The sequence below is a fragment of the Pseudoalteromonas marina genome (assembly GCF_000238335.3).
Classification (GTDB): domain Bacteria; phylum Pseudomonadota; class Gammaproteobacteria; order Enterobacterales; family Alteromonadaceae; genus Pseudoalteromonas; species Pseudoalteromonas marina.
The window spans coordinates 1,733,109-1,745,468 of sequence record NZ_AHCB03000005.1; the positions used below are offsets into that span (position 1 = coordinate 1,733,109).

Annotated in this window: 10 protein-coding genes and 1 pseudogene; 3 read left to right on the plus strand and 8 right to left on the minus strand. The window is 39.7% G+C overall.

Translation table 11 applies throughout. The features are described 5' to 3' along the window. Nucleotides 1–28 precede the first annotated feature (28 nt). Nucleotides 29–1,030: a LacI family DNA-binding transcriptional regulator gene (locus tag PMAN_RS08000; protein WP_010557355.1), complete on the plus strand. Its 1,002-nt coding sequence runs from the start codon at nt 29–31 to the stop codon at nt 1,028–1,030. Here the strand turns inward: PMAN_RS08000 and PMAN_RS08005 are convergent. After that, entirely contained in the window at nt 1,027–1,971 is a 945-nt protein-coding gene (locus PMAN_RS08005) for a LysR substrate-binding domain-containing protein (protein ID WP_033035638.1), read from the minus strand. The two genes, PMAN_RS08000 and PMAN_RS08005, sit on opposite strands and share 4 nt — an antisense overlap. A 113-nt stretch (nt 1,972–2,084) precedes the next feature. Here PMAN_RS08005 and PMAN_RS08010 point away from each other — a divergent pair, with 113 nt between their 5' ends. Next, nucleotides 2,085–3,032 (plus strand): sodium-dependent bicarbonate transport family permease, encoded by a 948-nt coding sequence (locus tag PMAN_RS08010; protein ID WP_010557353.1) that lies wholly within the window; start codon nt 2,085–2,087, stop codon nt 3,030–3,032. Nucleotides 3,033–3,066: 34 nt separating this feature from the next. On the opposite strand, the gene PMAN_RS08015 is transcribed toward PMAN_RS08010, so the two are convergent. From PMAN_RS08015 to PMAN_RS08030, 4 genes and pseudogenes are all read right to left on the minus strand, one after another. Beyond that, nucleotides 3,067–3,594, minus strand: a complete 528-nt coding sequence (locus tag PMAN_RS08015; RefSeq protein ID WP_010557352.1) for a M23 family metallopeptidase — start codon at nt 3,592–3,594, stop codon at nt 3,067–3,069. 146 nt (nt 3,595–3,740) lie between these two features. Then, nucleotides 3,741–4,148 carry a hypothetical protein gene (locus PMAN_RS08020; protein WP_006792270.1) on the minus strand — a complete coding sequence of 136 codons (408 nt, stop codon included), beginning with the start codon at nt 4,146–4,148 and terminating at the stop codon, nt 3,741–3,743. Nucleotides 4,149–4,453: 305 nt separating this feature from the next. Further along, a pseudogene (locus PMAN_RS08025) lies at nt 4,454–4,654 on the minus strand (hypothetical protein); the annotation flags it as partial. 172 nt (nt 4,655–4,826) lie between these two features. Next, on the minus strand, nt 4,827–5,639 hold the full coding sequence (locus PMAN_RS08030; protein ID WP_010557350.1) for an alpha/beta fold hydrolase: 813 nt from the start codon (nt 5,637–5,639) through the stop codon (nt 4,827–4,829). A 200-nt stretch (nt 5,640–5,839) separates the two neighbouring features. On the opposite strand from PMAN_RS08030, the gene sbcB reads away from it, so the two are divergent. Then, the gene (sbcB, locus tag PMAN_RS08035; protein ID WP_010557349.1) at nt 5,840–7,285 is read left to right on the plus strand and encodes an exodeoxyribonuclease I; all 1,446 of its coding nucleotides are present in this window, start codon (nt 5,840–5,842) and stop codon (nt 7,283–7,285) included. A gap of 1,433 nt (nt 7,286–8,718) precedes the next feature. Here the strand turns inward: sbcB and PMAN_RS08040 are convergent. Genes PMAN_RS08040 through PMAN_RS08050 form a run of 3 tightly spaced genes read right to left on the minus strand, consistent with a single transcriptional unit; the run spans nt 8,719 to nt 12,358 of the window. Next, nucleotides 8,719–9,426 (minus strand): VpsP family polysaccharide biosynthesis protein, encoded by a 708-nt coding sequence (locus PMAN_RS08040; RefSeq protein ID WP_010557348.1) that lies wholly within the window; start codon nt 9,424–9,426, stop codon nt 8,719–8,721. Continuing rightward, nucleotides 9,419–10,147, minus strand: a complete 729-nt coding sequence (locus tag PMAN_RS08045) for a tyrosine-protein phosphatase (protein ID WP_010557347.1) — start codon at nt 10,145–10,147, stop codon at nt 9,419–9,421. Before PMAN_RS08045 ends, PMAN_RS08040 begins: the two co-directional genes overlap by 8 nt. A gap of 12 nt (nt 10,148–10,159) precedes the next feature. Beyond that, nucleotides 10,160–12,358, minus strand: coding sequence for a GumC family protein (locus tag PMAN_RS08050; protein ID WP_010557346.1), 2,199 nt, complete (start codon nt 12,356–12,358; stop codon nt 10,160–10,162). Between the last annotated feature and the right edge of the window lie 2 nt (nt 12,359–12,360).

Sequence of the window (12,360 nt, forward strand, 5' to 3'; positions counted from 1 at the left end):
AAACAAATGCGTACAAGCTAGGATATAAATGGCGACTATTTATCAAGTATCAGAAATGGCAGGAGTGTCTTTATCAACTGTTTCTAGGGTGCTTAACGACAACGACTACGTAAGTAAAAAAACTAAAAAAAAGGTATTAGAGGCGATGAAAGAGCTCGGCTATCAGCCAAGCTCTATTGCACGCTCTTTAGCATCAAGCCGTACTAACAGTGTAGGCATTTTAGTGTCTGAGTTAGACGGCCCGTTTTTTGGACAAATGATGTCGGCCATTGAAGAGCAATTACGTATAGCTGGTAAACACGTAATTATTACGCCCGGCCACAGTGATGAAAAAAAAGAAAAAAACGGTTTTGAATTTTTAATTAGCCGTAATTGCGACGCCATTATTGCTCACGTAGAAGCGGTATCTAACGAGTATTTAATTGAGCTCAGTAAAGGTAAAACCCCTATTTATTTAATGAGTCGCTACGTTAAAGAAATAGAGCAAAACTGCATTAGTCTCGATAATGTTATGGGTGGCTACCTTGCAACAAAAGCTATGATCAATAAAGGGCATAAACGTATTGCTTATATTGCCGGTCCACAATTTAAAGAAGATGCATCAGATCGTTTAAAAGGCCACAAAAAGGCGCTTGCAGAATATAACCTCACCTTTGACGAAAGCTTGTATTATGTGGGCGACTTTAAAGAAACCGGTGGCAGCGATGGCCTGCGTCATTTTATTCAAAATAAAGCACAAATTACGGCTCTTGTGTGCGCCAATGACGAAATGGCATCGGGTGCAATGAAATACGCTCGCGAGCATGGCTTTAATATACCTAAAGATTTAGCAATAATTGGGTTTGATAACGTTATTTTTACCAATTACCTTTACCCTACGCTTACCACAATAGATAACCCAGTACCCGAAATGGGCCGTGCAGCAGCAAATTTAGTGCTTAAAGATATTTATAAAAAAAGCGGCATAACGGTTACTCAGGTGTTTGAGCCTAAGCTAATTTTAAGAGACTCAACCCCGGATATAAATTAATTTAGTTGCAAATTATCTAACTCGTTTCGTACCCACTGCGAATCGAGGTATTGCTCTAAATGCTGCTGTGCAAATTTTAAAAAGTTTCGAGCCGCATGCGATATATGCCTGTCGGTTCGCATAACAAAATACCAATGGCTAGCTAAATGAGTATCGGTAACAGTTAATACCTTAAAGCTTGCATCGTCTTTTGCGAGTACATGGCGAGATAAAACGGCTATTCCCATACCCGAAGATACCGCAACTCTAATTGCTTCGTTGCTGGCCATTTGTACTGAATCACTCAGTACTAAACCACGGCTTTGTAGCTCGCTTTCAAATAACATGCGCGTTGCCGAGCCATTTTCACGTAATAAAAACCGGTATTGCATTAAGTCGCTGAGCTTTACTGACTCTACTTGTGCAAGCGGATGATTAACCGGCACAATAAACTCAAGCGGATTATGTAAAAAACGTGCAGCTTGCGCATGTTCAAGCGATGGAGGATGGCTGAATACGTAAATATCGTCTTCACCACGCTCAAATCGGTTTAGCACTTCTGCACGGTTACCAATTTCTAGTGGAAGCTCAACATGCGGGTGTAAATTACTATAGGGTCCTAATAATTTGGGCAAAATATATTGTGCGGTATTGACCATGGCTATTTTACACCTACCTCGCTCACCACCATTTAGTTCTGTTAAAAAGTCTTGGTAATCTTCAAAGTGTCCAAATACTTGCTGACAGGTTTTATAAAGCTCAAGTCCAGCTTCGGTCACGTGCATTTTTTGATGCTGCATAACCATTAAAGGCTCAGCTACGGCTTCTTGTAAGCGTTTAATTTGCAGCGATACAGTAGGCTGAGTTAAGTGCAAACGCCTCGCGGTTTCGCTAATTGAGCCTGTTTTTACTACGTTCATAAACACTTCGAGCAACCTAAATGAAATATGTCGTAAATCCACAATCACCACCTATAGATAATTATTTATACCTAACTAGTATTTATTTTATTATTTACTATACAAAGTTTTAAATACAATAGCGCTACTTAATTTCATATTTAAAAGGAAATGTTGTGCCTGATATAGTTGTTATGTTTTTTATTTTAGGATTAGTAGCGGGAATATTACGCTCTGATTTAACCATTCCTAAAGCAACCTACGAAACACTAAGCTTATTACTCATGCTAACTATTGGTTTAAAAGGCGGCATGGTACTTCACGGCAATTTAAGCTGGCAACTGTTACCAGAAATGGGCACAGTGATGCTCCTAGGTGCACTTATTCCGCTAATGCTATACCCCATTTTAAAATACGTTATTAAATTATCAGTGGCTAACAGCGCAAGTATTGCAGCGCATTATGGTTCGGTGAGTGCAGGTACGTTCGCGGTTGCGTTAGCGTATGCCGAATCTGCAAATTTAGCCGTTGGCGCTGAAGTAACGCTCTATTTAGTTATGCTAGAGCTTCCCGCTATTATTGTTGGCTTATTACTTTATCGTAAGCTCGATAAAGACCCAAGCCAAACAAGTACTCTCTCATTAAAAGCACTTTGGCACGAAACCCTCACCAACAAAAGTGTAATTTTATTAGTGGGTGGTGTAATTATTGGCATGATGTACGGCACATCGCAAGGCAGCCAGGTTACCAGCTTATTAACAAGCAGTTTTAAAGTAGTCCTCGCTTTATTTTTACTAGAAATGGGATTAGTAGCTGCACAAACACTTCGCCCTTTCCCATGGCAACATTGGAAATTAGCGACTTTTGCTATTATTACCCCACTATGTTTGGGCACAGTAGGCGTGGGCGTAGGTACTTTATTAGGATTAGAACTTGGTTCAGTGGTTATACTCGGTAGCTTAGTAGCCAGTGCCTCTTACATTGCAGCACCTGCAGCAATCAAAGCCGCTATTCCTAAAGCCGATATAGGCCTTGCAATGCTTAGCTCGCTAGGTGTTACTTTTCCGTTCAATGTAATTGTAGGTATTGGACTTTACCACCAGCTTGCTGTAGCTATTCAATAACTAAAAATTTGTATCATTTATTAGCCACCGACTATTACCGGCTAATCAGTTTTGTATGTGGGTTAATATAAAACATTCTTTTCCAACCTTGGCTTTCACTTGTTGCAAGCCAAGGTAGTGGAAATAAAGACACAATTGAATAATGAACATGAGGTGGCTTACCCGCTGCATTTCCTGTGTTACCCAATAAGCCTATATTTTCATTTAACTTCACAATGTCGCCTTCACTTACACTGTAACTATTTAAATGCGCTACATAGTGCACCCGCCATTTAGGCCCGAGTATAGCAACTACCTTACCGCCTCTTTTAAGCTCACCGCTAAACACAACAATCCCATTAACCGGTGCAACAACATGCGTATTTTTTTTACCAAATATATCAATGCCTTTATGAACACCCGACTTCCCCCATGGCTCATACCAAAAAGTAGCATGATTCCAGTCTTTGGGTGTTGCCCCTAATACGGGATTAGTGATTTTTTCAGGCAAAACGAACAGGGCTAGTACTATGGTTAATATAATAACGACTAAGCTAAGTAGTAATATTTTTATGGGCTTCAAAATAGGATTCTGCTTTGAGTTAAACAATTAAATGTATTATTAACCCGCAATGATGAATAGATAATGAGCACTTTAAAAAACAGTAAACACAAAAAAGCCGATGCAAGATCACTCTCACATCGGCTTTTTCACTGCGGTAATACTTATTATAAAGAAAGCTCTTCTTTAGCACGTGTTAAATTGTGCGACACCATTGTACTGTTAGACATTGATTTAGCTTCGTATAAATCAGCAAGACCAGCCGTTTCGTTGTTCGCTTTTAAACGCGCTACACCGCGGTTGCTTAACGCGAATGAGGTAAGCTGGCGTACTTTAAATCGTGGTGCGTCTGCATCTTTTAAAAGTGCAATTGCTTTAGTACAAATAGCTTCAGCCTGTGCGTAGTTTTTTGATTTAACATTCAGTGCGCAGCTGTTAAACGATTGTTCAAGCGGCTGCGGCGCAGTTTGCGCTTCAATAACCATTAATTTGTAGTCACTTGAATCAGCCATTACAGCTGCAGAGCAAGTTAATAATGAGCCAAGAGCGATGGTTTTTAAAAGTGTACGTTTCATGGTTTGCCTTTCCTAATTAAGTGAGTCGTGCTTGTTGCCGACAACTGAACTTTAGAGTAAAAGCTCAAACCTCACAAACGATAAAAACAAACTTAATAAGTGAATAAAATTAACCTATAGACTTTAGTCTAACGCCATTATAAATATACCAACTTTTTAGGTACTCACATTTAATAAACTATGGGTAATGCGATTACTCTTAGCAATAAGAACGTAATCGTACAAAATACAATAATGCTGATACAAAAAAGCCCCAGCAGGTTAAACCTAGCTGGGGCTTTTTTTAAAATATGCTTGCTAAAAGCTTATAAAGAAAGCTCTTCTTTAGCGCGATTTAAGTTGTGCGATACCATAGTGCTGTTAGACATTTGGTTAGCTTCGTACAAATCGGCTAATGCAGCTGTTTCGTTATTCGATTTCAAACGCGCAACACCACGGTTACTTAGTGCGTATGAAGTAAGCTGGCGTACTTTAAAACGTGGTGCGTCAGCATCCTTTAAAAGCGCTTTGGTTAAGTCGTGCTTGTTGCCGACAACTGAACTTTAGAGAATTACCATCAAACCGACAAACGATAAAAACAAACCTAATAAGTGAAGAAACCTAACCTATAGACTTTAGTCTAATGCCGACCATTAATTTCGAAAATTGATATTTATCAAAACAACCAAAAATTTAAACTTATTGAGTGCGTTCAAGTAACTTAACTATTTGGGTTACAACCATTTTTGGCTCATCATTTTGCGGATAGTGATAGCTTTTATTTGTTATTACTATTTCACCTTGTGGAAATGCATTAGCCCACTTTGAATGTAAGTCACCCCACATTTCACGCGCTTGGTCGGTAAAAAATAATACAGGTGGCTTTTTATACTTTTTAACGGAGGCGATCACAGTCACGGGTATATCAGCAATTTGAGGGTAATCAGGTAGTGGGCGTTTTGCCCAAAAATCTAAATACTGATTCGACATACCATTTTTCATATCATCGAGCTTTATTGCAGCAATTTCTTTTTCTGCACGTGGTAAATCAATCGCACGCATAATATCTACATCATGCTCTGATGCAGGCTCAATTAACATCAACGCTTTAATACTGTTAGGGTATGTTGCAGCAAATACACGCGCAATATAAGCACCATAAGAATGGGCAACGTATACAACAGGCTCTTCTACTTTAAGTACTTTTAGCAATTGCACAACCTCAGCAGCGTATTCTTCTGAGCTATAGTTTTTCTTTATTTGTGCAGAGCCGCCATTACCAATACGAGAATACCGTATAACTTTCGCGTGCTTGGTAAGTGATTCAAAAACAGGTTCCCAATCACTTAAACCAGCAGAGCCACCCGCTTCAAGTAAAATGGTATGTTTACCATCACCTGCTAATTCGTATTCAACGTCAAAACCATTTACTTGAACCTTAGCCGTACTGGCTATTACACCGTGTGGAGTGAAAAGCGAATAAAAAATGATTGCGGTAAAGAGTATTCTCATCATATTTTTACTTAAGTTAATTTAAAAAATACCATATGCGATATTAAATATGACTTCCAGCGGTAATAGTTAAAATTTCTAAAGTTTAAATTAAGGTACCTATAAACTCCCTCGCCCATATGCCATAATCTAAATAATTCATTATTTTAGTAACTTGGCGCATATTTAGGCGCTTTTAAGTTAACTACTCAGGGTTTACTATGGCATATCAAGAGCAAAATCAAGCAACAGTCTATTGGCACGATTATGAAACTTGGGGGGCGAGCCCTCAAAAAGATAAGCCGAGCCAATTTGCAGGTATTCGTACCGATCTTGATTTAAACATTATTGGCGAGCCGCTTATTGAATATTGTAAGCCGCAAGCGGATTACTTACCCCACCCTGAGGCATGTTTAATCACCGGTATTACGCCACAAGTGGCGATGAAAAAAGGCTTGGTTGAGGCTGAGTTTATAGCAAAAATTCATGCTGAATTTAGTATGCCAAACACCTGTGTGGCAGGTTATAACAGTATTCGCTTTGATGACGAAGTAAGCCGTTATAGTTTTTATCGTAACTTTTACGACCCGTACGAGCGTGAATATAAAAACAATAATAGCCGCTGGGATATTATTGATTTAGTACGCGCTTGCTATGCGCTTCGCCCTGAAGGTATTGAATGGCCGTTAAAAGAAGACGGTAGCCCAAGCTTTAAGTTAGAACATTTAACAGTAGCCAACGGTATTGAACACGCTGCTGCGCACGATGCGCTAAGCGATGTGACCGCCACTATTGCATTGGCTAAGCTAATAAAAGAAAAACAGCCAAAGCTTTATAACTTCTTTTTTGGGCTCCGTAATAAAAAAGCGCTGGGTGATTTAGTTGATGTATTTAACATGACGCCGCTGGTGCATACATCATCGCGTATTCCTGCAACGCAGGGGTGTACAACGTGGGTGGCGCCTATGAGCTTTCATCCAGTAAATAAAAACGCGGTTATTTGTTTTGATTTAACCCAAAGCCCGCAAGTTTTACTTGATTTAAATGTAGAAGAATTACGTAAACGTTTATACACCAAACGCGTTGATTTAGCCGAGGGCGATTTACCTGTTGGTTTAAAGTTAGTGCATTTAAACAAGTGCCCTATTTTAGCGCCTGCAAAAACATTATTGCCTGAAAACGCAGCCCGTTTAGGAATTGACCGCGAGCAGTGCCTGGCTAATTTAGCTATTTTAAAAGCCAATACCGAGCTTCGCGATAAGGTCACTGAAGTGTTTAACAAGCAAGGCGATTACAGCGCGACCACTAACGTTGATTACTTACTTTACGATGGCTTTACAAGCCACGCCGATAAAGCTAAATTTGCGATTATTCGCGATGCTAAAGCAGACGAGCTAGCGGGCTTAAATTTAGATTTTGAAGATAAAAAGTTTAATACATTACTGTTTAGATACCGTGCACGCAATTGGCCAGAAACACTCAACCAGCAAGAACTTGATCAATGGCGCCAGTATTGTCAAAACAAGTTAATGCACGGGGAAGATCAACCCTCAATTAGCGCACAAGATTTTATGATCACCCTTGAAAACTTGGCACATGAGCACGACGACAGCGAAAAAAACCTCACCATCTTAAAGGCGCTTTATAACTACGCGCAGAGCATGTAAATTGCTTTAAGCGTATTGGTCAGCGCATATAAAAACGCGACGCTTTAATTACTAAAGCGTCGCGTTTTTATTTAAATTATTATGGGCTTCGCCCATCACGCAAGCAAGCTTCGCGTCTACAAGTAAACCCCATATCTACACCATCGCGGTAGACGTAGAGCTTGCTCACGTGAAAAGCTGCGCTTTTACGTTTAATTGATTAGAAAACAGTGATTATGTCACCACCGAGAAGTAAACGAGAAAACAAGGAGAAGTGATTAATCATTACTTATGTCTTCTCTGTGTAGCGCGAAGCGCCTCGGTGTTCTCGGTGGTAGCAATTCATTTATAAATAACAAGAAGCTGCGCTTTAGAGAAGCGCTCTAATGATAAAGGTAGGAAACCATAATTAGTCTTTTAATGTCTTCTCATTTGCTCCTCATTTTCTTCTCTTTGTGCAAATGATCTTTCAATAAGAAGCTGCGCTTTTACGTTTAATTGATTAGAAAACAGTGATTATGTCACCACCGAGAAGTAAAGGAGAAAACAAGGAGAAGTGATTAATCATTACTTATGTCTTCTCTGTGTAGCGCGAAGCCCCTCGGTGTTCTCGGTGGTAGCAATTCATTTATAAATAACAAGAAGCTTGCTCACGCAAGTTATTAAAAATTAATTAAATATTGCACAAAGAGGTTGAGAGACGCTGCGCTTCTAATTGAGCAAGCTCAACGTCAACAAAACCTAGCAAGACGCCTACGACAAATCAACACCGTACATTGCTAATGTGATTTAATCACCACTGAGCAGTAAAGGAGAAAACAAGGAGAAGTGATTAATCATTACCTATGTATTCTCTTTGTAGCGCGAATCGCCTCGGTGTTCTCGGTGGTAGCAATTCATTTATAAATAACAAGAAGCTGCGCTTTAGAGAAGTGCTCTAATGATAAAGGTAGGAAACCATAATTAGTCTTTTAATGTCTTCTCATTTGCTCCTCATGCTTTTCTCTTTGTGCAAATGATCTTTTAAAAAGAAACTGCGCTTTTACGTTTAATTGATTAGAAAACAGTGATTATGTCACCACCGAGAAGTAAAGGAGAAAACAAGGAGAAGTGATTAATCATTACTTATGTCTTCTCTGTGTAGCGCGCAGCGCCTCGGTGTTCTCGGTGGTAGCAATTCATTTATAAAATAACAAGAAGCTGCGCTTTAGAGAAGTGCTCTAATGATAAAGTAAATAAACCATTATTCGTGTTTTAATGCCTTCTCATTTGCTCCTCATGCTCTTCTCTTTGTACAAATGATCTTTTAAGAAGAAGCTGCGCTTCTAACGTGAGCAAGCTTTAAGTCTACAAATAAATACAGGCAAACTTCATTGAATCTTACTTAAGGCTCTCGGTGGTGGGGTTTAAAATCTAATAACAGACATCTAAAATCTTTTCACTGAGAAGAAAACCTATTTACACTGTTTTTTGAACATCCAGCTGTTTCTGACAGGCTCAAAATGAGCGCCAAATTTAAGCGACAAACATAAAATAGGTAAAGCATCTACCTGCTTAGCAATATCGAACGCACGAGAAAACTTATGCCCGTGCTTAGCCGCAAGTTTTAGCTCGTTTACATACAAGGCTTTATATTTTGGAGGGAGTTGTTGCCAGTTCATTAGCGCTATTTCTATAGCGCCTAAATGCACTTCAATTTTATACGGGCCAACAAGCTTAGCTTGTTGAATATAATCGTACACCCGATCGGTTGGGCCATTTTGGTAACTCACTACCTTTGCCAGCGCAATCCAGGTTTCGGACCACGTTTCACGAAGAGCTACCGACTTTAATAATAATTGCTCTATTTGTTGGTAACTTGCAGCTATATCATCTGGCTGGTTTGTACTAACCGCTAACTTAAGCAATTTCACATGCGCCATTAGCTGCAAATAATGAGGATGAGCTGGATCGAGCGAGCTTGCCAAACTTATAGCGTCGTCGGCTAAGTTAAGCTGCTGTATATCAATATTATTACCCGTAATTTCCTGCAGGGTATTTTTTGCATTAAAGTACCACGCATTAGCGCGCATACTTTGTAAACTGGTATAACAAATTGCCAGTGTAATAAGTGTCAACACTAAAACATTAACGTATTTAAACACCTTGCTAGTGCTACTCATTAAATAAAGACGCCGTTAAAGTAAGCGGGTTAGTTACAAACAACGCTTCAGCCTGCTCGGCTCCTATTAAATCGCTAACAATTCTTTTTGCCTTACTTAAAATAGGCGGCCTGCGCTTAACCGAATGAGCATCGCTTGCAACATAATTCACCAAGCCATTTTTGAGCATATCAACGCTAATAGTTTGTGCTTGTTCGCCCCACTCGCCTTCAATGCTAGAGGCCGTTAACTGAAATTCACAACCCAATTGCTTTAAGCGCTCAATATAAAATGGCTTAGCTTGAATATCGCGGTTGCGCTCAGGGTGCGGAATAATGGTTTTAATATTTTGTTTAGCCAGCCAATTAATAAACTTATCAAACCCTTGCGGCACATGCGAATGCGGTAGCTCAAGTAACACATAATTAGCGCCATTTACATTGCCAATAAACGGTAGCTTTTTGCTCATTACCAAGGTCATAAGCTCTACATCTAACCTAACCTCTGCGGCTACGGCTAGCTGAATATTAATATTTGCATCATGCGCGGCTTGTTTTAATTTAGCTAGGTCGTCATAAATATGCGAAGCCGCATTATTAAAGCGGCCTAAATGAATATGCGGGGTAGCTACCATATGAGTTATACCATCGGCCTGCGCCATGGTTAAAAGCGCTAAAGACTCAGTTAAGTCTTTAGCGCCATCGTCAAGCCCAGGTAATATGTGGGAATGTATATCTATCATAATAACCGTTAATTACGACTGTTCAGATTTTTGAGTGTAATCGTAATAATCGTAGTAGCCATAATTATGTTCTTCTTTCGACTTGGTTATATCAACCTGGTTAACAACAACCCCAGCAATATGCGCTTTAGATTCAAACAAACGCTCAATGCCCGCTTTAATAGGCTTAATGCGTGTTAAATCGGCTTTAACAACATAAATAACCGAATCGGTATTTTGCGCAATAACCAGCGCATCACTCACCGCTTGGGTAGGTGGTGTATCAATAATGATATGGTCGTAGGTTTGTTTTAAACTTACCAACAACTCATTAAACTGATTGCTCGAAAGCAGCTCTAACGGGTTACCCGGTATTTGCCCACTTGGCATAATAGTAACGCCCGACTGCTCGTCAATATGCGTACATTCGCTTAATTGCTCAGTACCCACAATTAGGTTACTTAAACCTGGGTGAAATACCGGTATATCAAAGCGTTTTGCAATACTCGGTTTACGTAAATCGGCGTCAATAAGTAATACTTTACCCATTTGCGCAAGCGACATAGCCAAATTGGTAGAGGTAGTCGTTTTACCTTCACCTGGCGAGCTTGAGGTAACCGCAATTACTTTGTGCTCGCGGTCAAGCTGGGTTAACAACAAACTGGTACGAAACGTTCGTACCGACTCAGCAAAACGCCTGTAATGTTCGTCAAAATAAGCATGTATACCAAATGTGCTATTTTTAGGCACTTTAACAAATGGCAGTATACCTAACATACGCTGCGCTAATTTATTTTCAACGTCGTTTTTATTTTTAACCGTGTCGTTAAGTGCATCAAACACAAAGCTCATAACTACTGCAAAACCAAAGCTTGCTACAAACGCCAAAACTACAATAAGTTTTTTGTTAGGTTTACTTGGATCTTTTGGTGCGTATGCGCGGTCGGTAAAACGTGCTGCTGCCGAGCTAAAGTCGCTTGTTACTTCGGTTTCGCGCGAGCGAGATAAAAACGTATTAAATATATTACGGTTTGTTTCAACTTCGCGTTTAAGCTGATTGTAGGCGGTTTCTTTACGGGTGATCTCTTGGTATTCGGCACGTATTTTAATTAAATCGGCTTCAAGGGCGCTAACGGTGCGGGTAATACGGTTAAGCTCTTTTTCTATACCAGTAATAAGGCCTTTAATTTGCTTATTTAAGTTGCTTTTAACGGTAGCCAGCTCAGCCTTTGCCGATATTATTTTAGGGTGTTTAGGGCCGTAAACTTCGCTAAGCTCACTTACTTTACGCTCTACTAAAATAACTTCGCGTTTTACGTCTTGCACCACTTTGTGCGATGTAATTTCAGGCATGCTACCTAAAAGTTCTAAATTGTTATTACCGTATTCGCTTATTACACGGTTAATACTTTGTAGGTTATTTTTTTCGGTACGGGCGGTTACTAATTGCTGCGATGTTTGCTCTAGCTCTTGTGTTACAAGCCCTGCAATACCCTCAATATCCACCAGCTTTTGCGCTTCACGGTAGGCTTGTAGTTTTTCTTCCGAGTCGTCAAGTTGCACACGCAACTGAAATAAACGCGTATTTAACCAGCTAGACGCTTGCTGAGTAATACCCATTTTTGCGCGCATTTGGCTTTCTATGTACACTTCACCCACGGAATTTGCCACTAATGCTGCAAGCTTTGGGTCGCTCGACTCAAAACTCACTTTAACTAATTGAGTATTACGAATCGGCGAAACAGTCAATCTACTTTTAAAAGCCACAAGCAAGCCAAGCATCTCTAAGTCTTGTTGCTCTTGCTCAGTAAGTTTTAGCTTGTCGGCTTTATTTAAAAAGGGAAATAACCCTTTTACAAAACCGGTAGCCTCACCAATAAAAGAGGGCTTAGGGATAAAATCGGTATGGGCTTTTAAATCAAGCTTAGTAATTACCTCTCGGGCAATACTATCCGACTTAATAACCTCAAACTGGGTAAGATAGTATTCTTTTTTAGATGAGTCGAGCCCGTAAACTTCATCAAAGCTTACTGCTTTGCTTTGCTCGGCCTCAATAAGTAATGTAGCGGTTGCGGTATAACGCGGTATTAGCGTTAACGTTACCATAATAGTTAGCAGCGTAACTACTAATGCAAAGCTTAAAATACGCCATTTATTACGTTTAATAACATTTAAATAAGCGCTTAAATCAATTACTTCTTCGCTTTGTGGGTTTTCGTGTATTTGGTTCATTT